Raw genomic sequence first — 23609 nt, forward strand, 5'->3', positions numbered from 1 at the left:
CTGCGCAGGACGCTTCCGCTGATCTGGTCCTGTCGTGCGAGCGATCTCCTGCGCCGCGCGCGGGCTACCTGCGCCGCGCGCGGGCTACCTGCGCCCTGACGCCCTCACCCCGCGACATGGAGGCCTTGGGCGACGGCCAGGCGGATCTCGGACTCGACCGTGTCCCACTCGGTCAGGACCTGGCGGTAGCCGTAGCGGAACACCGTGAATCCCAGGAGCCGGAGACGACGATCCTGGGCGAGATCGCGTTCGCGCTGCACCGCTCGACGATGGGACTCGAAACCATCGATCTGCACGACCAGTCGCTCCCCGATGAGGAGATCGACGGGATGGCCGTCGAGCACGACCTGCTGACGGGCGACGATTCCGATCCTCGCCAGTCTGACCACGGGAATCGACTCGATCCCCGAATCGGAGAGCGTCGTGCTCGTCGAGCGCACGAGACGTGCAGCGGCGCTCCGCATCGGGAGCCGGGCGAGCATTCCGGCGGAGACCCGCCGCGAGTTCAGCGCCGACTCCCACACGGCCACCGCCTCATCGAACGGACGGCAATCGGCGACGTGCATCAGGGCGTTGACGACAGGTTCGACCAACTCGTACGGATGCGTCGCCATCGGACCCTCGCTCCAATGCAGCACGGCGCCATCGGCCTGATGCCTCGACGAATGCGGCGGGACGGCGACGTGGATCGTCGCATCGTCGAGCGTCCACAGGCCGTGGTGTCGTGTCGCGCTCACGCAGGCGAGCCGACCACCGATCCGGGCGGCACGCACCAGCGAGGGCGACGCGTCGGCGGTCGCCAGCCATGGGCCGCGGATGCGACGCAGCTGGCCTCGTTCGAGTCCTCGTCGCACCGCGTAGCGAGTGAACCCGGCGCGAATCGCGTCGTGCTGGTGGACGACGCCGGATCGTGCTCCGGCCCAACGCTCGAGTTCCATGGTCGAAGCGTTGCGCTCGTCGATGCGAAGAGCTGTGCACCGACGTGAGCCAGTGACGGCCGCGTGCATCGCCGGGCTGTTGAGGACTGGACGCATCCATCGGAGGCCCCGCCTGGAGCGCAGGCATTCGCTCGTCGTGCAGGATGCGCTCGGCGATTCGGTCCTGTCCTCCAAGCGATCTCCTGCCGAGCTTGCGAGCGAGCGAGGAGTGGGGGACCGTGCGGTGCAGCCGCGCCGGCCGCTACTCCGCCCAGGGGACGCCGCGCACGGGGTGGTAGGCGACGTCGAGCGCGTCGAGGTGCTGTCCGACGGCGGCCACGCGCCCGAAGAACTCCGGGATGTCGGCGTCGCCGCGCACACCGTCGCCGCCGGCGGGCCGCGGCGACCACGCGACCTCGGCGATCGCGAGGATCCGCGGGAACGCCATGAACTCGAGCTCGGAGTGCGCGCGGATCGTCTCGGTCCAGAGCGGCGCCTCGACGCCGAGGAGCTCGTCGTCGCCGATGCCCGGCACGACCGCCGCCGGATCCCACTTGAAGGCCTCGTCGAGCGACGTCGGCCCCTTGGCCCAGTCGAGCCCGAGCCGGCCGCCGAGCGGTCCCTGCGGGTCGTCCACGTACTCCATGTCGAGGTACGCGACGTCGGCGGGCGACATGATCACGCGCCCGCCCTGCTCCACGAAGGAGCGCGCCTGCGCCGCCGCATCGTCCTCGGGCTCGACGAAGCTCCAGTACTGCCCGATCGTGCCGGGCGGCAGCTCCCGCGATGCGCCCATCTCGTGCCAGCCGATCACGGTCTTGCCCGTCGCGGCGCCGGCGGCGGCGATGCGTCGCACGAGGTCGAGGTAGTCCTCGGTGCTCGTCGAGAGCGACTCGTCGCCGCCGAGGTGCAGCCACGGCCCGGGCGTGAGCTCGGCGACCTCGCGCGTGACATCCGCCAGGAACCGATCGGTGACCTCAGCCCGCGACGGCGCCGCGCAGAGCGACGAGAACCCGACCTCGGTGCCCTCGTACGGCTCGGGCGCCATGCCGTCGCAGTTCAGCTCGGGGTACGCGCTCAGCGCCGCGTTCGTGTGCCCCGGCAGGTCGACCTCGGGCACGATCGTGATGAACCGCTCGGCGGCGTGGTCGACGATGCGGCGGTAGTCGTCCTTCGTGTAGAAGCCGCCGCCGTCGCCGCCCACCGACGTCGAGGCGCCGATCCCGGTGAGCTCGGGCCACGCATCGATCTGCAGGCGCCAGCCCTGGTCGTCGGTGAGGTGCAGGTGCAGCACGTTGAGCTTCACGAGCGCCATCGCGTCGAGGTAGGCGAGCACGTCCTCGACGGGGAAGAAGTGCCGCGCGACGTCGAGCATCGCCCCGCGGTACGCGAACCGGGGCGCGTCGGCGACGGATGCCGCGGGCACGGTCCATCCGCCGTCGGGCTCGCCGCCCGCGGCATCCGTGCGCTCGATCGCCGGCGGCAGCAGCTGCCGCAGCGACTGCGTGCCGCGGAACAGCCCCGCCGCCGTGTCCGCCGCGATGCGCACGCCGTCGGCGCCGGCCTCGAGCGTGTAGCCCTCCTCGGCGCCATCGGGCCCCGACCCGGCGGCCACCACGAACGAGAGGTCGGATGCCGCCGCCTCCCCGTCGACCACGGGCAGCTCGAACCCGGTGGCTCGCCGCGCCTGCTCGGCGAACAGCTCGGCGACCGCGGCGGCGCCCGCACCCGACGCGACGACGCGCGACGAGGCGTCGAGCCGGAACGGCGCCGCGTCGGGGTACTCGGCGGATGTGGGGGCGGGGACGATGCCGGTCACGGCGTCTCCGTTCTCTGGTGCGGTGCAGGCGGTCAGGGCGCCGAGCACGGCCGCGACGACCGCGGCGGCGGCGAGTGCGGCGGTGCCCCGGCGGGCGGTGCGTCGGTGCATGCGTCCCCTGGCTTCGTGGCGGTGGTCGGGCGGCCGGCGCCGGAGCCGGGCCGGAGAGGCCTCCCGCCGATAAGGCAGGAGTCCTTACAAACACGTACGGCCACCATCCTGCCACGCCGCGTCGCCGAATGACAGGGGCGGATGCCGCGGACACGACCGCGCGCGGCATCCGTTGCTATGCTTGCCACCGTCGCGACTGGCGTTGAGATGGGCACCCATCGGGGAGCGACTGGCACGGACCGACCGCACGCCTGGGCCGGTGCGCCTGCTGCCGCGCGAGTCGCGCTCGCAGCAGCACCCTTCAGGTCCGCATGTCATAAGGAGCCAGTCTTGGCCGAATCCGCCATTTCCCAGCAATCGGTGCTGAACGCCCCGCTGTCCGAGGTCGACCCCGAGATCGCCGAAGTTCTCGAGCTCGAGCTGGGCCGCCAGCGCGACTACCTCGAGATGATCGCGAGCGAGAACTTCGTCCCCGTCTCGGTGCTGCAGTCGCAGGGGTCGGTGCTCACCAACAAGTACGCCGAGGGCTACCCCGGCCGCCGCTACTACGGCGGCTGCGAGTACGTCGACATCGCCGAGTCGCTCGCGATCGAGCGGGCGAAGAGCCTGTTCGGCGCCGAGTACGCGAACGTCCAGCCGCACTCGGGCGCCACCGCCAACGCCGCCGTGCTGTCGGCCATCGCCACCCCCGGCGACACCATCCTCGGCCTCGAGCTCGCGCACGGCGGCCACCTCACGCACGGCATGAAGCTCAACTTCTCGGGCAAGCTCTACAACGCCGTGAGCTACGGCGTGAACCCCGAGACCTTCGTCGTCGACATGGACGTCGTGCGCGACAAGGCCCTCGAGCACAAGCCGCAGGTCATCATCGCCGGGTGGTCGGCCTACCCGCGCCACCTCGACTTCGCCGCGTTCCGCGAGATCGCCGACGAGGTCGGCGCCAAGCTCTGGGTCGACATGGCGCACTTCGCGGGCCTCGTGGCCGCGGGCCTGCACCCGTCGCCCGTGCCCCACGCCGACGTCGTGTCGTCGACCGTGCACAAGACGATCGGCGGCCCGCGCTCGGGCTTCATCGTCGCGCGCGACATGGAGCTCGCGAAGAAGCTCAACTCCAACGTGTTCCCCGGCCAGCAGGGTGGCCCGCTCATGCACGTCATCGCGGCCAAGGCCACGGCGTTCAAGATCGCGGCATCCGCCGACTTCAAGGACCGCCAGGAGCGCACCATCCGCGGTGCGCAGATCCTCGCCGAGCGCCTCACCGCCGACGACTCGCGCGCCGCGGGCGTCGACGTGCTCACGGGCGGCACCGACGTGCACCTCGTGCTCGCCGACCTGCGCAACTCCGCGATGGACGGCCAGCAGGCGGAGGACCTGCTGCACGACGCGCTCATCACCGTGAACCGCAACGCCGTCCCGTTCGACCCGCGCCCGCCGATGGTCACCTCCGGCCTGCGCATCGGCACGCCCGCGCTCGCCACGCGCGGCTTCGGCGACGCCGAGTTCACCGAGGTCGCCGACATCATCGCGCTCGCGCTGCAGGGCGGGGCGGATGTCGCGGCGCTGCGCTCGCGCGTCGAGGCGCTCACGGCGGCGTTCCCGCTCTACCCCGGCCTCCAGCAGTAGGGAGCGGCATGACGGCGATCACCCTCGACGGCGTCGCCACCGCGTCCGCCGTCAAGAACGAGCTGAAGAGCCGGATCGCGCTGCTGCGCGCCCACGGGGTCGTGCCGGGACTCGGCACGCTCCTCGTGGGCGACGATCCGGCGTCGCGGTCGTACGTCGCGGGCAAGCACCGCGACTGCGCCGAGGTCGGCATCGAGTCGATCCGCATCGACCTCCCGACGTCGGCGACCACCGCCGACGTGCGAGCGGCGATCAGGGACCTCAACGCCTCGCCGTCGGTCACGGGCTACATCGTGCAGCTGCCGCTGCCCGCCGGGCACGACGAGAACGCGATGCTCGAGCTCATCGACCCCGACAAGGACGCCGACGGGCTGCACCCGACGAACCTCGGACGGCTCGTGCTCGGCATCGAGGGCGAGCTGCACTCGCCGCTGCCGTGCACGCCCGCCGGCATCGTCGAGATGCTGCGCCGCTACGACGTGCCGATCCGCGGCCGCCACGTCACGGTGATCGGCCGCGGCCTCACGGTCGGTCGTCCGCTCGGGCTGCTGTTCACGCGCAAGGGCCTCGACGCCACGGTCACGCTCACGCACTCGCGCACGGCCGACCTGGCCGCCGAGGTGCGTCGCGCCGACATCGTCGTGGCCGCCGTCGGGGTTCCGCACCTCGTGCAACCCGACTGGATCAAGCCGGGCGCCGCGGTGCTCGACGTGGGCATCACGCGCGTGCAGGACGAGGAGACCGGCAAGGGTCGCCTCACGGGCGACGTCGACCCGGCCGTCGCCGAGGTGGCGGGCCACCTGTCGCCGAACCCGGGCGGCGTGGGTCCCATGACCCGCGCGATGCTGCTCGCCAACGTCGTGAAGGCGGCCGAGCAGCGCCTGCACCGCTAGGCGCAGCGGGAGCGCAACAGCGTCGACGCAACGGATGCCGCGGGCCACGTGCCCGCGGCATCCGCTCGTCCGGGCCGGTCCTGCGCCGACCCTGCGCCGGCCTTCCCGTCCGTCCGCCCTCCGGCAATCGGCCGTTCACCCCGCGTGCACGATCGCGCCACCGTCGCGGCATAGCTTCGCCGCATGGACCGCGACCAGTCGAGCGCCGACCGCGCGCACGCCGTGGCGATCATCCCGGCGCGGGGCGGCTCGAAGGGCCTGCCCGGCAAGAACGTGATGCGCGTCGGCGGGATCCCGCTCGTCGCGCGGGCGGTCGCCGCAGCCCGGGCCGCACGCACCGTGGGCCGCGTCGTCGTCACGACCGACGACGGTGAGATCGCGCGCGTCGCCCGCGAGGCCGGCGCCTCCGTCGTGCAGCGCCCCGCCGAGCTCGCCGGCGACACCGCATCCTCGGAGTCGGCCCTGCTGCACGCGCTCGATGCGCTGGCGGGGAGCGGCCGGGATGAGGCATCCGTCACGCTCTTCATCCAGGCGACGTCGCCGTTCGTCGAGCCCGAGGACCTCGACGCCGCGGTCACCGCCGTCGCGACGGGCGAGGCCGACAGCGTCTTCGCGGCCGTGCCGAGCCACGCGTTCATCTGGCGCGACGAGCACGGTCGCAACTCGCGCGGCGCGTTCGGCGTGAACCACGACGCCGGCGTGCGCCTTCGGCGCCAGGACCGCCCGGCGGAGTTCCGCGAGACCGGCGCGTTCTACGCCATGCGCACGAGCGGCTTCCGTGAGGCGCGGCATCGCTTCTTCGGCCGCATCGCCGTGCACCTCGTGCCCGACCTCCACGGCGTCGAGATCGACACGGCCGCCGACCTCGTCGTCGCGCAGGCGCTCGCCAACCTCATCGACGGCCGGACGCACGCCATCGACGTCGACGCCGTCGTCACCGACTTCGACGGCGTGCACACCGACGACACGGCCATCGTGGGCGAGGCGGGCGTCGAGTTCGTACGGGTCAGCCGCAGCGACGGGCACGGCGTCGCGCGCCTGCGCGAGGCCGGCATCCCGATGCTCATCCTCTCGGCCGAGACCCACCCCGTCGTGAGCGCCCGCGCCGCCAAGCTCGGGGTCGAGGTGCGACAGGGCGTCGGCGACAAGGCGACGGCGCTCACCGAGTGGGCTGAGGCCCGGGGCATCCGCCTCGACCGCATCGCCTACCTCGGCAACGACCGCGGCGACCTGCCCGCGCTCGAGCTCGTCGGCTGGCCCGTCGCGGTCGCCGACGCGATCCCGGAGGTCACGCGGCTCGCCCGTGTCGTCCTCGAGCGCGCCGGCGGGCAGGGCGCGGTGCGCGAGCTCGCCGACGCCGTCCTCGCCGCGCGCGCCGCGGCATCCCCCGTCCTCACCACCGCCCTCGAAGGAGCCTGACCAATGTCAGCAGTGCGCATCGGCCGTTCGGTCGTCGGACCCGGCATGCCCGTCTACGTCATCGGCGAGATCGGCCTGAACCACAACGGCGACGTGGAGATCGCCAAGCGGCTCATCGACGTGGCCGTCGAGTCGGGCGCGCAGGCGGTGAAGTTCCAGAAGCGCACGCCCGAGATCGCGACGCCCGAGCACATGCGCGACGTGCCGCGCGAGACGCCGTGGGGCACCATGACCTACCTCGACTACCGCCGTCGCGTGGAGTTCGGCGAGGCCGAGTACCTCGAGATCGCGTCGTACGCGCTGCGCGCGGGCGTCGACTGGTTCGCCTCGCCGTGGGACGTCCCGTCGGTCGAGTTCCTCGAGCGCCTCGACGTCGTGGCGCACAAGATCGCGTCGGCGTCGGTCACCGACCTCGAGCTGCTCGAGGCCGTCGCCGCGACCGGCAAGCCCGTGATCCTCTCGACCGGCATGTCGACCCTCGACGAGATCGATCGGGCCGTCGAGGTGCTCGGCACCGACCGCCTCGTGCTCATGCACGCCACGTCGAGCTACCCGATGCCCGCGAACGAGGCCAACCTGCGCATGATCCCGGCGCTCCAGCGCCGGTTCCCGGGCGTGCCCGTCGGCTACTCCGGTCACGAGCGCGGCCTGCAGATCTCGCTCGCGGCGGTCGCGCTCGGCGCGGTCGCGGTGGAGCGGCACATCACCCTCGACCGCGCGATGTGGGGGAGCGACCAGGCCGCCTCGCTCGAGCCGCAGGGCCTCGAGCACCTCGTGCGCGACATCCGCATCATCGGCGAGGCCATGGGCGACGGCGTGAAGCGCGTCTTCCCCGGCGAGGAGGCCCCGCGGGCGAAGCTGCGCCGGGTCCCCGCGTGACGGCCGGCTTCGAGCGGGCGGATGCCGCGGTCGCGGCCGATCCCGAGTGGGCGGATGCCGCGGCGCGCCGCCTCCTCGTCCTCGCCGACTCCGACTCCTACGTGAAGTGGGGCGCGGCGCTCGCCTCGACCCTGCCCGAGGCGTGGACGGCCACGCTCGTGATCCTCGCCTCGCCCGTGATGCCGAGCGGACGCCAGCTCGCCGACGCGCTCGCCGGCACGCGCTTCACGAGCGGCGACGTGCGCGTCGTCCACGTCGACGACCTCGAGACGCTCGTCGACGAGGAGCGGCCGCACGCGGTGCTGCTCTCGCTGCGGGGACCGTTCGTGCGCGTCGTCGCGCCGCTCCTGCAGCGCCGGGCCGACCGGCCGGCGCTCCTCAGCGGATTCCCCGGGCTCACGATCCCCGCGGTGCCGAAGGCGGTGATCTATCGCGAGCAGACCGACCTCATCGTGCTGCACAGCCGCCGGGAGGTGCGCGAGTTCGACGCGAACGCGCTCGAGCTGGGTGTGGACCCCGCGCTCGGGCTCGCGACGCTGCCGTTCCTCGCGACCGGGGTGCGTCGTGCCGCGCGCGCGTCGGGCATGTCGAGCGTCTCGGACGCGGCGGGCGGGATCGTGCCCGCGGCATCCGATGGCGACGTCGTCTTCGCCGCCCAGGCGAAGGTGCCCGCCCAGCTCGAGGATCGCCTGCTCGTGCTGGAGGCGCTCGCCGAGCACGCCCGCCGGAACCCCGAGCGGCGCGTGGTCGTGAAGGTGCGCGCGCGACGCGGCGAGGCCCAGACCCACCGCGAGGAGCACGACTACGCCGACCTCGTCGGCGAGCTCGTGCCGCCCGCGCCGCCGAACCTCGTGGTCGAGCACGGGCCCATGGCCGCGAAGCTCGCGCGGGCCGGCGCGCTCGTGACCGTGAGCTCGACGGCGGCGCTCGAGGCCGTGGCGATGGACCTCCCCGTGCTCCTCCTCGACGACTTCGGCGTCTCGCCGGTGATGATCAACACGGTGTTCGAGGGGTCGGGCCTGTTCGGCTCCACGCACGACCTCGTCGCAGGCCGCTTCCGGCGCGCCGCACCCGCGTGGACCGCCGACAACTACTTCCACGGCGCCGACGGCGACGACTGGACCGGGCGGCTCGACGCGCTCGTCGCCGCCCGTGAGATCGTGCCGCTGCCGCCGGTCGAGCGACGGCACGACGTGAGCGGCGGCGCGCTGCGCAGGGCGTACGAGCGACGCCGCATGCTCGGCCCCTACGACCGCGAGCCGCTCGGCACCGTGGCGTGGGCGCTCGGGGTGGCGGCCCGCACGGCGGTGCGGCGTGTGCGTCGGCTGCAGCGGCGACTGCAGGGCTCGACGGATGCCGCGACCGGCCGTCCCGGCTCAGTCGACGGGCGCGGTGTGTTCCTCGACGTGCCGCAGGTAAGCGGCGGCATTGCGGCGGATCCCGTCCCGTTCCGCGTCGGAGAGCTCACGCCGGACCTTGCCGGGCACGCCCGCGACGAGTGACCCGGGCGGCACCACGGTCCCCTCGAGCACCACGGCGCCCGCGGCGACGAGCGAACCCGAGCCGATGACGGCGCCGTTCAGCACCGTCGCACCCATGCCGATGAGGCACTCGTCCTCGACCGTGCAGCCGTGCAGCACCGCGCCGTGGCCCACGGAGACGCCGCGTCCGATCGTGAGCGGGAAGCCCGCGTCGACGTGGCAGACGACGGTGTCCTGCAGGTTGGCGTCCGCGCCGAGCACGATCGGCTCCGCCTCGGCGCGCAGCACGGCGTTGTACCAGACGCTCGAGCCCGGCTCGAGGCGCACGTTCCCGACGATCACGGCGCCGGCGGCCACGAACGCGTCGTCGTCGACGACCGGGGCCGGGATCCCGGCGATGGTGAGGATGCGGGCGGACGGGTCTGCGCTCATGGCGCCAGCCTATTCGGCCCCGTCGGGCTCTCCGGCCGGTCGGGCGCTCCCGGCGTTCCTGCGGCGTCGCACCGCGAGGACGATGAGGCGCACGAGCGCCCCGACGGCGAAGACGACGAGGCCGCCCACGACCGCCTCGATCGGAAGCGTGGCGACGAGCACGACGCATCCGATCGCGCCGAGGATGCTGAGCCACCTCGGCACCCGCCGTTCCTCGCGCGGCTGGGTCACGGCGGAGAGGTTCGCGATGAGGTAGTAGACGAGCACGCCGAAGCTCGAGAATCCGATGGCGCCGCGCAGGTCGGCGACCAGCACGAGCACGACGACGGCGGCGGCCACCGCGACCTCGGCGACCCAGGGCACGTGCGCGCGCGGATGCACCGTGGCCAGCGCCGCGGGGAGTTCGCGGTCGCGCGCCATCGCGAGCGCGGTGCGGCCGATACCGGCGATGAGCGCCAGCAGCGCGCCGAGCGCGGCGACCGCCGCCCCGACCTGCACGACGGGTGCCGCCCAGGCCCACCCGCTCACGACCACGAGGTCGGCGAGCGGGGCGTCGACCGAGGCGGCGAGGTATCCGGGGCCGAGGACGAGCAGCAGCACGAACGCGACCGCCGCGTAGATCACGACCACGATGCCGAGCGCGATCGCGATCGCGCGGGGGATCGTGCGCGCCGGCTCGCGCACCTCCTCGCCGAGCGTGGCGATGCGGGCGTACCCCGCGAACGCGAAGAAGAGGAGACCGGCGGACTGCAGCACGCCGTACCAGCCGACCTCGGGCGCGCCCTCGGCCTGCTGCGGCCCGATGCCCGCCTGGAGGAGATGGGTCGCGCCGGCCGCGAGCACGAGCGCCAGCACCGCCAGCACCGCGATCACGATGAGGGTCGCCGCCCGCGCCGTGCGCGTGATGCCGAGGAGGTTGACGCCCGCCAGCACGACGACCGCGAGCACGGCGACGGGGCGCTCCCACTCGGTCGGCACCAGGTAGTCGGCCGCGGTCATCGCCATCGCCGCGCAGCTCGCGGTCTTGCCGACGACGAATCCCCAGCCGGCGAGGAAGCCGGGCCACGCGCCGAGTCGCTCGCGCCCGTACCGGTAGGCGCCGCCCGACTCGGGGTAGCGCGCCGCGAGCTGGCCCGTGGAACTCGCGTTCGCATACGCGACGACGGCGGCGACCGCGAGCCCCGCGAGGAGCCACGCGCCGGCCGCCTCGGCCGCCGGATTCCACACGGCGAACACGCCCGCGCCGATCATCGACGCGAGGCCGATCGCGATCGCGTCGCGGAGCCCGAGTCGCCGGGCGAGGGAGGGCTGCTGGGCGGTCACCCGGGCACCCTACTCCACCCCCGTGAACCGTGTGCACACCCCGGTGAACCGTGTGCACACCCCGGTGGATGGCGTGCGCCGTGCCCACCGTAGGATCGACGCATGCCCGCCGAGCAGACCAGCACGCCATCGCACGCCGCCGTCGACCGCGTCACCGATGCGCTCCGCGAACAGGGCGTCACGCCCGAGGTCGTGTGGTTCGACGACGCCGTCACGACCGCCCAGCTCGCGGCCGACGCGCTCGGCGTGCAGGTCGGCCAGATCGCCAACTCGCTCGTGTTCACCCTCGACGACGAACCCATCCTCGTGCTCACCTCGGGCGCGCACCGCGTCGATACCGAGTGGCTCGGCGGAGAGCTCGGCGGGGTCATCGGCCGGGCGTCGAAGGAGGTCGTGAAGTCGGCCACCGGCCAGGTCATCGGCGGCGTCGCGCCGGTGGGGCATCCGTCGCCCGTGCGCACGTTCGTCGACACCGACCTCGCGCAGTACGACGAGGTCTGGGCGGCCGCCGGACACGCGAAGACCGTGTTCCCGACGACGTTCGACGAGCTCGTGCGCATCACGGGCGGCACGCCGCGCGCGGTCGAGCCGCGAGCGGCGACGGCGTGACGTCGCCGCAGGTCGCCTGGCCCCGTCGGGCCGGGCCGCTCGAGCTGCGCCCGCCGACCGCCGCCGACCTCGACGCCGTGCTCGCGTGGCGGAACCGCCCCGAGGTGACCCGCTGGCTGCTGCGCACGACCGTCGACCCCGAGTCCTACCGTCGGGCATGGCTCGCGAGCGCCGACGATCCCCACGACCACGCGATCGTGGCGGTGGTCGACGATGCGGTCGTCGGCACCGGATCGCTCGAGGTGCACGACGCCATGGGCCAGTTCGGCGCCGACCCGACGGACGCCGTCGATCCCGGCCGAGCCGGCGCAGACGGCCCGGCCGACGCCGGTGTCCCGACTCCGACGGCCCCGTGGCGCCGCAGGGAGGGCCTGCTCGGCTACCTCATCGACCCCGACCATGCCGGCCGCGGGTACGCGACGGCGATCTCGCGCGCGCTGCTCGACCTCGCGTTCGGCGAGCTCGGCCTGCACCGGGTCACCGCCGGGTGCTTCGCCGACAACGTCGCCTCCTGGCGGGTCATGGAGAAGCTCGGCATGCGGCGCGAACAGCACGGCGTCGAGGACTCGTGGCACGCCGAGCTCGGCTGGGTCGACGGATTCACCTACGGGATCCTCGCCGACGAGTGGGTCACGCGTCGCGGCGTGCGCCCTGGCTCGGGTGCACCGTGAACAGCGACGGGTCGCGGTAGCCGCGCTCCGCGAACGCCGAGCGGATCGCCCGCGTGAGGTCGGGCACGAGCTCGTCGGCGATGAGCGCGATGGCCGATCCGCCGAAGCCGCCGCCCGTCATGCGCGCGCCGACGGCGCCGTTCGCCTGCGCGGTCTCGACGGCGAGGTCGAGCTCGGGCACCGAGATCTCGAAGTCGTCGCGCATCGACACGTGCGACGCGTCGAGGAACGGCCCGATCGCGCCGGGGCCCCGCTCGCGCAGCGTGCGCACGGTGTCGAGCACGCGCTGGTCCTCGGTCACGACGTGCCGCACGCGGCGGAACGTCTCGTCGTCGAGGAGCGCCTGTGCCCGAGGCAGGTCGTCGAGCCGGAGGTCGCGCAGCGACTCGACGCCGAGCGCCCGCGCGCCCGCCTCGCATGAGGCGCGCCGGGCCGCGTAGCCACCGGAGGCGTGCGCGTGCTCCACGCGGGTGTCGACGACGAGCAGCGAGAGTCCGTGCGCCGCGAAGCCGAGCGGGATCACGTCCGCGTCGAGGCTGCGGCAGTCGAGGAAGACGCCCGCGTCGGCCTCGCCGAGGAGCGACGCCGACTGGTCCATGATGCCCGTGGGCGCACCGACGACGCGGTTCTCGGCGAGCTGGCCGACCTTCGCGAGCGTGGGCCGGTCGAGGTTGAGCCCCCAGTGCTCGTCGAGCGCCAGCGCGACCGCGGACTCGATGGCCGCCGACGAGGAGAGCCCCGCGCCGATCGGCACCGAGCTCGTGATGTAGAGGTCGACGCCCCGCACGTGCTCGAGGTCGGCGCCGTGCTCGCCGAGCGCCCAGGCGACGCCGAGCGGATAGGCCGCCCAGCCCTCGAGGGCGTCGGGCGTGAGCTCGTCGAGGTGCACCTGCACCGGCTCCGCCGCGAAGCTCGAGGCCACGCGGATGACGCGGTCGTCGCGGTCGCCGAGCGCCACGGCGGTGCGCTGGTCGATCGCGAACGGGAACACGAAGCCGTCGTTGTAGTCGGTGTGCTCGCCGATGAGGTTCACCCGGCCGGGCGCGGACCACGCGCCGATGGGGCGCCGTCCGTACCACTCGGCGAACCCGTGCATCGCGTCGGCGACCTCGTTCATGCCTCGACCTCTCCGACTTCGTCGATCGCTCGCCGCAGTGCGTCCGCCTGCGTCTCCGGGGGGACATCCCCGATCCATGCTCCCATCGCCGCCTCCGAGCCGGCGAGGTACTTCAGGCGGTCGGCGGCGCGCCGCGGGCTCGTGAGCTGCAGCATGAGCCGCACGTCGTCGCGGTGCTCGTGCACGGGCGCCTGGTGCCACGCTGCGATGTAGGGCGTCGGGGTGTCGTAGAGCTTGTCGACGCCGCGCAGGAGCCGCAGGTAGAGCCCGGCGAGCTCGTCGCGCTCCTCGAGCGTGGTCTCGGCGAAGTCGGGCACGTGCCGGTGGGGGAGCAGGTGCACCTCGATGGGCCAGCGGGCCGCGAACGGCACGAACGCCGTCCAGTGGTCGCCGCTCAGCAGCATCCGCGGGCCGTTGCGCTCGCGCTCGAGGATGTCGGCCATGAGCGTCGGGCCGTACGCGTCGATCGACGCGAGGAGCCGCTCGGTGCGGGGCGTGACGTACGGGTACGCGTAGATCTGCCCGTGCGGGTGCGGCAGGGTCACGCCGATCTCGCGGCCGCGGTTCTCGAACGGGAACACCTCCTCGACGCCCGGGAGCGCCGACAGCGCGGCGGTGCGCTGCGCCCACGCCTCGATCACGGTGCGCGCCCGCGACCGGGTCAGCGTGCCGAACGATCCCTCGTGCTCGGGGCTGAAGCACACGACCTCGCAGCGTCCGACCGAGGGGAGCGTGCGCTCGAGCCCGACCTCGCGGAAGGCGGCCAGCGCCGCGGCGCTCGACGCGTCGGCCGCGGCCAGCTCGGGCCCGAACGACGGCGAGCGGTTCTCGAAGACCGCGACGTCGTAGCTGCTCGGGATCTCCGACGGATTCGTCGGCGTCTGCGGGGCGAGCGGATCGGCGTCGGCCGGCGGCAGGAACACGCGGTTCTGGCGCGCGGCGGCGATCGAGATCCACTCGCCCGTGAGCGGGTCCTGCCGCATCCGGGCGGTCGCGGGCCTCGGGTCGAGGGTGCGCTCGTCGACCGCGCGCTCGGACGGGAGCTGCGTGTCGGCGTCGTCGAAGTAGATGAGCTCGCGGCCGTCGGCGAGCGACGTCGGGCGCACGGCGATGCGGGGGTCGGTCTGCACGCGGCCACGATACGCGACTTTCGTTTCGCAAACAACCGGGTTTCGTATTGCAAAGTCGGCCGTGGGCGCGCATGATGCCGGTATGACGGATGCCGCGGCCGTGACGAACGCGCCCATCGACGCGCCCCGGCGCCGCGAGCTCGCCCTCGCCCTCGTCGCGGAGCGGGGCTTCGTGCGCGTCGCGGAGCTCAGCAGCGCGTTCGGCGTCACGACCGTCACCGCCCGCGCCGACCTCGACGCGCTCGAGCGCCAGGGCGCCATCCGCCGGGTGCACGGTGGCGCGGTCCCGCTGTCGTCGGCCGTCGAGGCCGAGCGCCCCGACCGCGAGCCGACGTTCGAGGAGGCGCTCGCGGCATCCGTCGAGCCCAAGCGGCGCATCGGCGAGCACGCGGCCGCCATGGTGCGCAGCGGCCAGAGCATCATCCTCGACGTGGGCACGACGACGCTGCAGATCGCACGCGCCCTGCGCGCCCGCACCGACCTCGAGGACCTCGTCGTGTTCACGAACGGGATCTCGATCGCCCTCGAGCTCGAGGACGAGATCCCGCGCTTCACCGTCGTCGTCACCGGCGGCACGCTGCGGCCCAAGCAGCACTCGCTGGTGCATCCGCTCGCCGGCTCGATGCTCGACGAGGTGCACGTCGACCTCGCCTTCATCGGCTGCAACGGCGTCGATCCCGCGCACGGCGTGACCAACGCCAACCTGCCTGAAGCGGCGGTGAAGGCGCTCATGCTGCGCGCCGCGGCGCGCTCGGTCGTGGTCGCCGACGGGTCGAAGCTCGGCGAGGTCCACCTCGGCCGCATCGCCCCGATCGACGCGTTCGACGTGCTCGTGACGGATGCCGCCGCGCCCACGCCGCTCGTCGCCGAGCTCGAGGCCTCGGGGCTCGCAGTGCAGTTGGCGCAAGACCCTAGAGTGGACGCATGACTCTTCCCACGGGCGAGCAGTTCGAGCTCGAGACGTCGACCGCGAGCGGCGACCTGAAGGCGACGATCACCGCGGTGGCCGCGGGCATCCGCACCCTCAGCATCAACGGCATCGACCTCGTGCCCGCCTATGGCGAGGACCAGGCGCCGCCCATGGGCGCCGGCATCGTGCTCGCGCCGTGGCCCAACCGCATCCGCGACGGCCGCTGGACCCACGACGGCGTCACGCGCCAGCTCGCGATCACCGAGCCCGCGCGCAACAACGCGATCCACGGCCTGCTGCGCTACACCGAGTACACGGCGAGCGCCCAGGAGCGCGACTCCGTGACGCTCCGCGCGGTGATCTACCCCCAGCTCGGCTACCCGTTCCTGCTCGGCACGGCGGTGCACTACGAGCTCGTGTCCGACGGCCTGCAGGTCACGCACTTCGTGGAGAACCTCGGCGTCGAGGCGGCGCCCGTGGCGATCGGCTCGCACCCGTACCTGAAGATCGGCGGCGTGCCGACGGCCGACCTCACGCTGCGGCTCGATGCTGCCAGCCACATCGAGGTCGACGACCGGCTGCTGCCCACGGGCGAGGTGCCCGTCGACGGCACCGAGTGGGATTTCCGCGAGGGACGCCGCGTCGGCGACGTCGACCTCGACGACGCCTTCGGCGAACTCGCGAGCGAAGACGGCCAGGTGCTGCACACGCTCACCGCGCCCGACGGGCGCAGCGTGTCGATCTGGGCCGACGACGAGTTCGACTACGTGCAGGTGTTCACGACGCGCGAGTTCCCCGGCGAAGACGGCGACGTCGCGATCGCCGTCGAGCCGATGACGGCGCCCGCCGAGGCGTTCAACTCCGGACGCGGCCTGCGCTGGCTGGGTCCGGGCGAGGAATGGCAGCTCACCTGGGGCATCCGCTTCGAGGGCTTCAGCGCCGACTGACGCCCCGGGCGTCGCTCAGTTGAGGCACGAGCCCGAGTCGACGGGCTCCTCGAGCGCCCCCGCCTGCTCGGCCAGCGGCCGCAGCGTCGACACGGGCACGGCGAAGCCGACGTTCTCGACCGAGTCGGACTTCGCGAACACGACGCCGCCGACCGATCCGTCGCCCGTGAGCACGGGGCCGCCTGAGTTGCCGTGGTCGACGTCGGCCGCGAGGGTCACGATGTCGCGCACCGACGTGCGACCCGATTCCTCGATCGTGATCGGGCCGATGGACATCACGCGCGCCGGCCGCACCTCGAGCGGTCCGCCGAACGGGTAGCCCGCGACGGCGACCTCGTCGCCGTCGGCCGGATCGGCGATCGCGAGCGGCGGCGTCGCCAGGCCCGACACCGCGATGAGCGCGAGGTCGTTCTCGTCGTCGTAGGCCACGACCCGCCCCTGGACGGCCGGCTGACCCGGCGCCTCGACGATCGGCTCGGTGACGCCGGCGACGACGTGCGCGTTCGTCACGATGCGGTCCTCGGCGACGACGAACCCGCTGCCCGAGAGGCTGCTGCCGCACTGGTACGCGGTGCCCGTGATACGCACGACCGAGTCGGATGCCGCGGCGAGGGCGCCCTGGTCGAGCTCGCCCACGGGCAGCTCGGGCGCTTCTGTGGGGCCTCCGAGCACTTCGACGAGCCACGGGATGCCCTGGCCGAGCGCCGCGGTGCGGAGCTCGGCGAGCAGCGTGCGGGCCGGCGCCGGCGTGACCAGGTCGAGCGTCGAGATCACGCGCGAACCCGCGACCGCGGGTGAGAGCACGGGCACGCCCATCGCCGAGACGCCCGACCCCAGGAGCGCGACGACGAACGCGGTGACGAGGAGGTTGCCGATCGCGCCGAGCACGCGATCGATCACGGCGAGCTTCGCGGCCTCCGCGCCGTGGCGGAGCGCGCGCCCGACGACCGCGCCGAGCCAGGCGCCGAGCGACAGCAGCACGAGTGCGACGAGCACGGCGATCGGCGCACGCCACTGCGGCACCGGGATGAGGTTCGCGACCCACGGCATGACGAAGTACGCGGCGATGCCGCCGAGGATGAGCCCGACGAGTCCCGCGGCGGTGTGCAGCAGGCCCGAGCGGTAGCCGTTCACGACCGCGCCGATGAAGACGAGCACGAGCAGCACGTCGAGCACGATGCTCCACACCATGTCGGCTCCGTCCGCTCGTCGGGTCGCGGGCCTCCAGCCTGCGGCATCCGCCTTCGAGACTGCTGCGAGTGCGTGTCCGCGGCGCCGGGGCTTGACAGCGGCGGAGCGGCGGACCAATCGGATCCGCCCTCGGCCGCGAATCACCCGTGACGGGAAGTGATGATGACCCATGTGCTCGCTCCACCGCCCGCGCCGTCGACCACTACGGGCGGCCCGGTGCGGTCTGCCATGCTGGGAGGCGTGGCAGACGACGGCGACCCCTCGCCGGCGTCGCGTCCGACCGTCGACGCGCTGCTCGGCCGGGTCGGCCGCGGCGACCGCGACGCGTTCGGCGAGCTCTACGACGAGACCTCGCCGCGCGTGTTCGGCCTCGTGCGCCGGCTCGTCGTCGACCCCGCCCAGGCCGAGGAGGTGACGCAGGACGTGTACCTCGAGATCTGGCAGAACGCCTCGCGCTTCGACGCGGCGAAGGGCAGCGCGGTCGGGTGGCTGTTCACCATCGCGCACCGGCGTGCGGTCGATCGCATCCGCTCGGCGCAGGCTGCGCACGATCGCGACCTCCGCGTCGGCGCCCGCGACCTCGACGTGCCCGTCGACACGGTGGCGGAGGCCGCCGAGACGAGCATCGAGCACGAGCGCGTGCGGGGTGCGCTCGGCGAGCTCACCGAGGTCCAGCGCGAGTGCGTCGCGCTGGCGTACTACGGCGGCCTCACGCAGGCCGAGATCGCCGAACGGCTCGACGTCCCGCTCGGTACCGTGAAGACCCGGCTCCGCGACGGGATGATCCGCCTGAGGAACGCGCTGGGGGTGACGACATGACCGACCGCGACGACGACCTCGACCGCGAGCGGCGCGACGCGGCATCCGCGGGTCGCCCGGCCTCGATCGAGGCGTTCCACGGACTGGCCGCGGCCTACGCGCTCGACGCCCTCGACGCCGACGAGCGCGCGGACTTCGAGCGCGCGCTCGAGGGCTCGCCCGACCTGCGCGCCGAGGTCGACGCGTTCCGCGCCTCGGCGGCGCACCTCGCCGAGGAGGTCGAGCCCGTGCCCCCGCCGCCGTCCCTCCGCGACCGGCTCATGGCCGACGTCGCCACGTCGCCCCAGGTCGGGTCGACGGATGCCGCGACCTCCGTCGCGGCGGACGCGGATGCAGCGCGGGCGGTCTCGGCCGGGCCCGCGGAATCCGCCGCCCGGCGACGCTGGTTCCAGCGTCCGGGCGCCGTCATCGCCGCCGCTGCCGCCGCGGTGCTCCTCGTCGTCGGCGGGGTGATCGGCGTCGGCTGGCCGGGGCCGAACGGCTGGGGCGCGCAGCGGGAGCGCGCCGCGATCGCCGCGGCCCCCGACGCGCAGTCGCAGACGCTCGAGGTCGAGGGCGGCGGCGAGGTCACCCTCGTGTCGTCGGCGGAGCAGGGGCGTTCGGTCGTCGTCACCGAGGGCCTTCCCGAGCTCGGCGCCGACCAGACCTACGAGCTCTGGTACATCGACGACTCGGGCGCCGCCCCGGCGGGCACGTTCGACGTGTCGGGCGACGAGACGTGGCGGGTGCTCGAGGGCTCCTTCACGCCCGGGGTCGTCGTCGGGATCACGGTGGAGCCCGCCGGCGGTTCGCCGCAACCCACGACCGAACCCATCGTCGCCATCGAGACGTAGTCGGGAGTCCACAATCGACGGGGTCGGCGCACGACCGTCCGTTATGGTCTGAGGTGCCCGACGACATCGGAGCCGGGCGCAGCACACGACGAGGGAGTGACGGATGCGCGTGGGCATGTTCCTGAACTACGCGGGCGGCTTCCGGGAGGTCGCCGACGAGGTCGCCGAGCTCGAGGCATCCGGCGTCGACCTCGTGGCGGTGCCCGAGGCGTACTCGTTCGACGCCGTCAGCCAGCTCGGGTTCCTCGCGGCCCGCACGAGCCGCATGACGCTCATGTCCGGCATCCTGCAGCTCTACACGCGCACGCCCACGCTCACGGCGATGACGGCGGCGGGCCTCGACTACGTGTCCGACGGCCGCTTCGAGCTCGGTGTCGGGGCATCCGGACCGCAGGTCGTCGAGGGCTTCCACGGCGTGCCGTACGACGCGCCCGTCGGCCGCATCCGCGAGCTCATCGCCGTGTGCCGCCAGGTCTGGCGACGCGAGCCGGTCGTGCACACGGGGCGTCACTACCGCATCCCGCTGCCCGAGGGGCAGGGGACCGGGCTCGGCAAGCCGCTGAAGCTCATCAACCACCCGGTGCGCGAACGCATCCCGATCACGGTCGCAGCCCTCGGCCCGAAGTCGGTCGAGCAGACCGCCGAGATCGCCGACGGGTGGCTGCCGATGTTCTTCCACCCCGAGCGCGCCGGCGCGGTCTGGGGCGATGCGCTGGCGATCGGTACGACGAAGCGGCAGCCCGACCTCGCGCCGCTCGACGTCTTCGCGAGCCCCGCGCTCGCCATCACCGACCGGCCAGAGGCCGTGCTGCCGCTCGTCAAGCCGCAGCTCGCGCTCTACGTCGGCGGCATGGGCGCCCGTGGCAGGAACTTCTACAACGACCTCATCGCGAGCTACGGCTTCGAGGCCGAGGCGGCGCGCGTGCAGGACCTCTACCTCGAGGGTCGGCGCGATGAGGCGATCGCGGCGGTGCCCGACGAGCTCGTGCGGGCGATCTCGCTCATCGGGCCGGCCTCGTACGTCGCCGAGCGCGTGGCGGCGTTCCGCGAGGCGGGTGTCACGACGCTCGCGGTGACGCCGCTCGCACGCGACTCGGCCGAGCGCGTGGCGCTGATGGCCGGGTTCCGGCGGCTCGTCGGCTGAGTGTCGCCGCGGCATCCGCCACCTGCGACTCGCAGGGTGCTGCGAGCGTCCTCCGACACCGGGAAGTCCCCCAAAACAGGGCACGATGCTGGCGCAGCGACCCGGTCGGGATTAGCGTGTGTCTCACCCGCACGATGCCGTGGGGGAAGGGGAACCTGGGGAGGAGCCGCCGTGGCGGGGACGTTCGAGCTCTGAGCCTGGGTCCGACCCGACTCGACCTTCGAACCCCCGTCTGGCGGTGCCCCCGCCGAACGCCGGGATCCGCGTGATCATGCGGCAGCGGGCCGACAGGGGTCGGCGATCGAGCGAGGCGTTCGTGTCAGTCGACGAACGACGTGCGGTGGAGTCGTACCGAGATTGCCGCGACCGCGGACTCCATCGTGGGATGCCGGTAGACGACGCCCGGATGCGGTCGCATCCACAGCATCTCGTACTCGCCGTCGAGGTCCTGGAGGTACCCCACGATGCGGCGTCGGTCGCCGGAGTCGAATCGGTCGTCGCACACGCGCCAGGTCTTGTCGCTGAGCGGCGTCAACTCGACATGGGAACGAGTCTCCGTACGCGGTCGCGAGAGCATCTGGCACACTCCCCATCGAATGAATGGTGATGGCGGACCGGCACCGGTCGACACGTCCTGGGATGCGCGTGGTCGATAGCGCAGCGCCGGCCGGTCCGGCCCGCCTCTTCGGGTCGCTCGGACCCGTGACTCCATTCCTACGCCCCGCGAACGGGGGACGATAGGGCTTGACAGGGCGCCCACGAGATGCATCGAGCGCGGCTCGCGACCATTCCCTCGAGCCTCGCGACGACGGGCGGTTCGTCCGTGTCGGCGGGGTCGGATACGTTCCTGGAACCGGAGACGAAGGAGCTGGGATGAGGCTGACGGGACGACTGCCGCACCTGGTCGGAAAGGGCTTGCGTCCACCGTTCCGTGGTGCCCCCGGGGAATTCCGACATCCCGACCCGCTGATTAAAAGTCAGCTGCTCTGCCTCTGAGCTACGGGGGCTTTCCATGATGACGACGAAGCACTGCTCCGCCTGCCAGCAGTCTAGGCCACTGGCTGAATTCAACATCCGGCGTGCGTCAGCCGACGGGCTGCAGAACATCTGCAAATCGTGCAATCGAGCGAAGGCGCGACGGTACTACGCCGAACACCGCGAGGCGCACATCCGGGTCATCATGGCGCGCAAGGCGCAGATCCGTCGGGCGACGCTCGAGGCGATCGCCCAGTACCTCGCGGCCAACCCGTGCATCGACTGCGGCGAAGGCGACCTTCGGGTGCTCGACTTCGATCATCGCCCCGATGTCGCGAAGCGCGCCGACGTGATGAAGCTCGTCCAAGACGGGTACTCGTGGGCCCGCGTCATGGACGAGATCGCGAAGTGCGACGTGCGGTGCCGCAACTGCCACGCGAAGGTCACCTACGAGCGCATGGGCGAGACCTGGCGCACCGCGCTCATGCGACGGGCGGGCGAGGCCACGTGAGCCCGGTCCGCCCGGTCCGCGTTCGGGCGCGAGGAGTATCGTGGCCGCGATGGCTTCCGACTACCACCGACCCACCCGCATCCCGCCCGGCATGTTCGAGGGCTTCGTTGGCGGCGACGACCCGGCGACGCTGAGCCGCGTCGCGCACGACACCGCATCGGCGATCCTGTCGCGCGTGCGTGAGGACCCCGATCCGGTCATCGTCCAGCGCCTCATCACGTACACCGACGAGCACGGCATCGACGCGATCGCCGAGCTCTGGTCGCAGTCGTCCGCCAAGAGCCTCCCCGGTGCGCTCTGGCGCGTCTACCTGCTCCGAACGCTCATCCGCCAGGATCCGCTCGGCGTGAGCCACGCCTTCCAGCGCGGCACCGAGGTGTCGCACACGATCGACCAGGTCGTCGCGGGCGCCGCCATCCCCGCCGGACCCACCGAGGTGCAGGAGCTCGCCGACCGCATCCTGCACGGCGTCTTCACGGGGGACTTCGCGGTCGCGCTCGAACGCGCCGCCGCGTTCTGCCGGGTCGTCGCCGCGGGCTTCGCCAGCCTGGCCGACGATGCGGATGCCGCGGACGCGGCGCATCCCGACCGGCCCACCGAGCTCACCCAGCGCGCCCTGCGCCTCACCCAGCTCGCCGATGAGTTCACGTCGTGCGCGCGGCTCTGGCGGCGCGACGCGCTCGACTGACGCACCGTGCGACCGGATCCGCGCATCGGGGAATGAACCACCCCCGACCGTCGTTTAGACTCTTTGTGCCGGGCCGCAGTAACCCCGGGCTCCAATATTCGCCGCTCCGAGCGGCCTCGCGCCGAGAGGCGTTCTGCGGCCCGGTATTCCCATGTCCGGGCCCGCGCATCACGATCGCCGCAGACGGCGGTCGCGGCATCCGTGCGCATTCGAGAGCACGTCGCGCCGCGTAGCATCGGAGGATGCCCGACACCGTCACCCTGCTCATCGAGCCCCTCGCCGCCGACGCCGACGCGACCGCCGTCGACGGGACGTTCCGAGAGGTCGACGCCTCAGCACCCGCCCTGCGGGTCGGCGAGCTGTCGACGCAGCGCGGCGACGGCATCTTCGAGACCATCGGCGTCGTCGATGGGCACGCGCAGGAGGTCCGCCCGCACCTCGAACGACTCCGCAACTCGGCGCGCATCTGCGAGCTCCCCGAGCCGAACCTCGCGCAGTGGGAGGCGGCGATCGCCCGCGCCGTCGGGGCGCTGCCGGCGACCGGGGAGTTCGCGCTGAAGCTCGTGCTGAGCCGCGGCGTCGAGCACGGCCCCGCGCCCACGGCCTGGCTGCACGTCTCGCCCGCTGCCGACTTCAGCGCGCCGCGCGAACGCGGCATCCGCGTCGTCACCCTCGACCGCGGCTACGACCGCGGCACGGCCGAGCGCGCGCCCTGGCTGCTGCTCGGCGCGAAGACGCTGAGCTACGCGGTGAACATGGCCGCGCTGCGCGAGGCGCACCGTCACGGCGCCGACGACACGATCTTCGTCACGAGCGACGGCTACGTCATGGAGGGGCCCACGTCGAGCGTCATCCTGCGCCACGGCGACGTGTGGTCGACGCCCGCGCCCTCGGGCGCGATCCTGCACGGCACCACGCAGCTCAGCCTCTTCGAGCACCTCGAGGCGACCGACCGGCGCACCGAGTACCGCGACATCCCCGTCGACGAGCTCCGGTCGGCGGATGCCGCGTGGCTCGTGTCGAGCGTCCGGCTCGCGGCCGGCATCACCGAACTCGACGGCGCCCCGATGCCCTACGACGCCGCCGAGACCCGCGCCCTCAACGAGTACCTGCTCAGTCCCCGGGACTGAGCGCCGGGAACGACGAGGGCGGCCGTGCTGCACGCAC

22 protein-coding genes, 1 tRNA gene, 1 pseudogene and 1 riboswitch are annotated in these 23609 nt (G+C 73.0%); of the genes and pseudogenes, 15 read left to right on the top strand and 9 right to left on the bottom strand.

Going from position 1 to position 23609, the window contains the following annotated elements:
- Nucleotides 1–104: 104 nt before the first annotated feature.
- Nucleotides 105–1112: a DUF559 domain-containing protein gene (locus FYC51_RS12570; protein WP_148733911.1), complete on the bottom strand. Its 1008-nt coding sequence runs from the start codon at nucleotides 1110–1112 to the stop codon at nucleotides 105–107.
- A gap of 67 nt (nucleotides 1113–1179) precedes the next feature.
- Nucleotides 1180–2847 (bottom strand): beta-N-acetylhexosaminidase, encoded by a 1668-nt coding sequence (locus tag FYC51_RS12575; RefSeq protein WP_148733912.1) that lies wholly within the window; start codon nucleotides 2845–2847, stop codon nucleotides 1180–1182.
- Between the two features lie 182 nt (nucleotides 2848–3029).
- A riboswitch (ZMP/ZTP riboswitch) is annotated at nucleotides 3030–3111 on the top strand.
- 66 nt (nucleotides 3112–3177) lie between these two features.
- Between FYC51_RS12575 and glyA the strand changes: the two genes are divergently transcribed.
- The 5 genes and pseudogenes from glyA to FYC51_RS19815 all read left to right on the top strand — a co-directional run.
- Nucleotides 3178–4470 (top strand): serine hydroxymethyltransferase, encoded by a 1293-nt coding sequence (gene glyA / locus FYC51_RS12580; protein ID WP_274379488.1) that lies wholly within the window; start codon nucleotides 3178–3180, stop codon nucleotides 4468–4470.
- An 8-nt stretch (nucleotides 4471–4478) separates the two neighbouring features.
- Entirely contained in the window at nucleotides 4479–5363 is an 885-nt protein-coding gene (locus FYC51_RS12585; RefSeq protein WP_148733913.1) for a bifunctional methylenetetrahydrofolate dehydrogenase/methenyltetrahydrofolate cyclohydrolase, read from the top strand.
- 183 nt (nucleotides 5364–5546) lie between these two features.
- A complete protein-coding gene (locus tag FYC51_RS12590; protein ID WP_148733914.1) occupies nucleotides 5547–6782 on the top strand; it encodes an acylneuraminate cytidylyltransferase in 1236 nt (411 codons plus the stop codon).
- Between the two features lie 3 nt (nucleotides 6783–6785).
- A complete protein-coding gene (locus FYC51_RS12595) occupies nucleotides 6786–7661 on the top strand; it encodes an N-acetylneuraminate synthase family protein (protein ID WP_148733915.1) in 876 nt (291 codons plus the stop codon).
- Nucleotides 7658–8791 (top strand): annotated as a pseudogene (locus FYC51_RS19815) (DUF6716 putative glycosyltransferase); the annotation flags it as partial. The gene FYC51_RS12595 and the pseudogene FYC51_RS19815, both read left to right, overlap by 4 nt.
- Before the next feature lie 246 nt (nucleotides 8792–9037).
- Here the strand turns inward: FYC51_RS19815 and FYC51_RS12600 are convergent.
- Entirely contained in the window at nucleotides 9038–9574 is a 537-nt protein-coding gene (locus FYC51_RS12600) for a gamma carbonic anhydrase family protein (protein ID WP_148733916.1), read from the bottom strand.
- A 9-nt stretch (nucleotides 9575–9583) separates the two neighbouring features.
- On the bottom strand, nucleotides 9584–10897 hold the full coding sequence (locus FYC51_RS12605) for an APC family permease (RefSeq protein WP_238476321.1): 1314 nt from the start codon (nucleotides 10895–10897) through the stop codon (nucleotides 9584–9586).
- A gap of 102 nt (nucleotides 10898–10999) precedes the next feature.
- Between FYC51_RS12605 and FYC51_RS12610 the strand changes: the two genes are divergently transcribed.
- Both FYC51_RS12610 and FYC51_RS12615 read left to right on the top strand, forming a co-directional pair.
- Nucleotides 11000–11506, top strand: coding sequence for a YbaK/EbsC family protein (locus FYC51_RS12610; RefSeq protein ID WP_148733917.1), 507 nt, complete (start codon nucleotides 11000–11002; stop codon nucleotides 11504–11506).
- Entirely contained in the window at nucleotides 11503–12177 is a 675-nt protein-coding gene (locus tag FYC51_RS12615) for a GNAT family N-acetyltransferase (protein WP_148733918.1), read from the top strand. Before FYC51_RS12610 ends, FYC51_RS12615 begins: the two co-directional genes overlap by 4 nt.
- Here the strand turns inward: FYC51_RS12615 and galK are convergent.
- Entirely contained in the window at nucleotides 12137–13294 is a 1158-nt protein-coding gene (gene galK, locus FYC51_RS12620) for a galactokinase (protein WP_148733919.1), read from the bottom strand. The genes FYC51_RS12615 and galK overlap by 41 nt on opposite strands.
- A complete protein-coding gene (gene galT, locus FYC51_RS12625; RefSeq protein WP_238476322.1) occupies nucleotides 13291–14424 on the bottom strand; it encodes a galactose-1-phosphate uridylyltransferase in 1134 nt (377 codons plus the stop codon). Before galT ends, galK begins: the two co-directional genes overlap by 4 nt.
- Nucleotides 14425–14506: 82 nt before the next feature.
- On the opposite strand from galT, the gene FYC51_RS12630 reads away from it, so the two are divergent.
- Both FYC51_RS12630 and FYC51_RS12635 read left to right on the top strand, forming a co-directional pair.
- Nucleotides 14507–15352, top strand: a complete 846-nt coding sequence (locus FYC51_RS12630; protein WP_148733921.1) for a DeoR/GlpR family DNA-binding transcription regulator — start codon at nucleotides 14507–14509, stop codon at nucleotides 15350–15352.
- Nucleotides 15349–16281: an aldose 1-epimerase family protein gene (locus FYC51_RS12635; protein ID WP_148733922.1), complete on the top strand. Its 933-nt coding sequence runs from the start codon at nucleotides 15349–15351 to the stop codon at nucleotides 16279–16281. Before FYC51_RS12630 ends, FYC51_RS12635 begins: the two co-directional genes overlap by 4 nt.
- 15 nt (nucleotides 16282–16296) lie before the next feature.
- Here the strand turns inward: FYC51_RS12635 and FYC51_RS12640 are convergent, their stop codons facing one another.
- Nucleotides 16297–17472 carry a MarP family serine protease gene (locus tag FYC51_RS12640; RefSeq protein ID WP_187432611.1) on the bottom strand — a complete coding sequence of 392 codons (1176 nt, stop codon included), beginning with the start codon at nucleotides 17470–17472 and terminating at the stop codon, nucleotides 16297–16299.
- A gap of 228 nt (nucleotides 17473–17700) precedes the next feature.
- On the opposite strand from FYC51_RS12640, the gene FYC51_RS12645 reads away from it, so the two are divergent.
- From FYC51_RS12645 to FYC51_RS12655, 3 genes are all read left to right on the top strand, one after another.
- Nucleotides 17701–18291 carry a sigma-70 family RNA polymerase sigma factor gene (locus tag FYC51_RS12645; RefSeq protein ID WP_148733924.1) on the top strand — a complete coding sequence of 197 codons (591 nt, stop codon included), beginning with the start codon at nucleotides 17701–17703 and terminating at the stop codon, nucleotides 18289–18291.
- The gene (locus FYC51_RS12650; protein WP_148733925.1) at nucleotides 18288–19124 is read left to right on the top strand and encodes an anti-sigma factor; all 837 of its coding nucleotides are present in this window, start codon (nucleotides 18288–18290) and stop codon (nucleotides 19122–19124) included. Before FYC51_RS12645 ends, FYC51_RS12650 begins: the two co-directional genes overlap by 4 nt.
- Before the next feature lie 103 nt (nucleotides 19125–19227).
- Complete coding sequence (locus FYC51_RS12655) at nucleotides 19228–20268, top strand: LLM class F420-dependent oxidoreductase (RefSeq protein ID WP_148733926.1); 1041 nt, start codon at nucleotides 19228–19230, stop codon at nucleotides 20266–20268.
- 319 nt (nucleotides 20269–20587) lie between these two features.
- On the opposite strand, the gene FYC51_RS12660 is transcribed toward FYC51_RS12655, so the two are convergent.
- Together FYC51_RS12660 and FYC51_RS12665 are read right to left on the bottom strand one after the other, a co-directional pair.
- On the bottom strand, nucleotides 20588–20803 hold the full coding sequence (locus FYC51_RS12660) for a hypothetical protein (protein WP_148733927.1): 216 nt from the start codon (nucleotides 20801–20803) through the stop codon (nucleotides 20588–20590).
- Between the two features lie 397 nt (nucleotides 20804–21200).
- A tRNA-Lys gene (locus FYC51_RS12665) sits at nucleotides 21201–21275 on the bottom strand.
- Nucleotides 21276–21280: 5 nt separating this feature from the next.
- Between FYC51_RS12665 and FYC51_RS12670 the strand changes: the two genes are divergently transcribed.
- The 3 genes from FYC51_RS12670 to FYC51_RS12680 all read left to right on the top strand — a co-directional run bounded on the left by FYC51_RS12670 (nucleotide 21281) and on the right by FYC51_RS12680 (nucleotide 23572).
- Nucleotides 21281–21754, top strand: a complete 474-nt coding sequence (locus FYC51_RS12670; protein WP_148733928.1) for a hypothetical protein — start codon at nucleotides 21281–21283, stop codon at nucleotides 21752–21754.
- A gap of 49 nt (nucleotides 21755–21803) precedes the next feature.
- Nucleotides 21804–22442 carry a DNA-directed RNA polymerase subunit beta gene (locus tag FYC51_RS12675; protein ID WP_148733929.1) on the top strand — a complete coding sequence of 213 codons (639 nt, stop codon included), beginning with the start codon at nucleotides 21804–21806 and terminating at the stop codon, nucleotides 22440–22442.
- Between the two features lie 242 nt (nucleotides 22443–22684).
- Nucleotides 22685–23572: an aminodeoxychorismate lyase gene (locus FYC51_RS12680; RefSeq protein ID WP_148733930.1), complete on the top strand. Its 888-nt coding sequence runs from the start codon at nucleotides 22685–22687 to the stop codon at nucleotides 23570–23572.
- The last annotated feature ends 37 nt before the right edge of the window (nucleotides 23573–23609 follow it).

The organism is Agromyces mariniharenae (assembly GCF_008122505.1).
GTDB classification, from domain to species: Bacteria; Actinomycetota; Actinomycetes; order Actinomycetales; family Microbacteriaceae; genus Agromyces; species Agromyces mariniharenae.

What these genes read in the sequence shown, in the direction of transcription:
- FYC51_RS12675 (WP_148733929.1), top strand. Translation starts at nt 21,804, where the DNA reads ATGGCTTCCGACTACCACCGACCCACCCGCATCCCGCCCGGCATGTTC.
- FYC51_RS12640 (WP_187432611.1), bottom strand. Translation starts at nt 17,472, where the DNA reads ATGGTGTGGAGCATCGTGCTCGACGTGCTGCTCGTGCTCGTCTTCATC.
- FYC51_RS12575 (WP_148733912.1), bottom strand. Translation starts at nt 2,847, where the DNA reads ATGCACCGACGCACCGCCCGCCGGGGCACCGCCGCACTCGCCGCCGCC.
- FYC51_RS12635 (WP_148733922.1), top strand. Translation starts at nt 15,349, where the DNA reads ATGACTCTTCCCACGGGCGAGCAGTTCGAGCTCGAGACGTCGACCGCG.
- FYC51_RS12590 (WP_148733914.1), top strand. Translation starts at nt 5,547, where the DNA reads ATGGACCGCGACCAGTCGAGCGCCGACCGCGCGCACGCCGTGGCGATC.
- FYC51_RS12680 (WP_148733930.1), top strand. Translation starts at nt 22,685, where the DNA reads ATGCCCGACACCGTCACCCTGCTCATCGAGCCCCTCGCCGCCGACGCC.
- FYC51_RS12585 (WP_148733913.1), top strand. Translation starts at nt 4,479, where the DNA reads ATGACGGCGATCACCCTCGACGGCGTCGCCACCGCGTCCGCCGTCAAG.
- FYC51_RS12645 (WP_148733924.1), top strand. Translation starts at nt 17,701, where the DNA reads ATGCTGGGAGGCGTGGCAGACGACGGCGACCCCTCGCCGGCGTCGCGT.
- FYC51_RS12630 (WP_148733921.1), top strand. Translation starts at nt 14,507, where the DNA reads ATGACGGATGCCGCGGCCGTGACGAACGCGCCCATCGACGCGCCCCGG.
- FYC51_RS12600 (WP_148733916.1), bottom strand. Translation starts at nt 9,574, where the DNA reads ATGAGCGCAGACCCGTCCGCCCGCATCCTCACCATCGCCGGGATCCCG.
- galK (WP_148733919.1), bottom strand. Translation starts at nt 13,294, where the DNA reads ATGAACGAGGTCGCCGACGCGATGCACGGGTTCGCCGAGTGGTACGGA.
- FYC51_RS12650 (WP_148733925.1), top strand. Translation starts at nt 18,288, where the DNA reads ATGACCGACCGCGACGACGACCTCGACCGCGAGCGGCGCGACGCGGCA.
- FYC51_RS12595 (WP_148733915.1), top strand. Translation starts at nt 6,786, where the DNA reads ATGTCAGCAGTGCGCATCGGCCGTTCGGTCGTCGGACCCGGCATGCCC.
- FYC51_RS12610 (WP_148733917.1), top strand. Translation starts at nt 11,000, where the DNA reads ATGCCCGCCGAGCAGACCAGCACGCCATCGCACGCCGCCGTCGACCGC.
- FYC51_RS12670 (WP_148733928.1), top strand. Translation starts at nt 21,281, where the DNA reads ATGATGACGACGAAGCACTGCTCCGCCTGCCAGCAGTCTAGGCCACTG.
- FYC51_RS12655 (WP_148733926.1), top strand. Translation starts at nt 19,228, where the DNA reads ATGCGCGTGGGCATGTTCCTGAACTACGCGGGCGGCTTCCGGGAGGTC.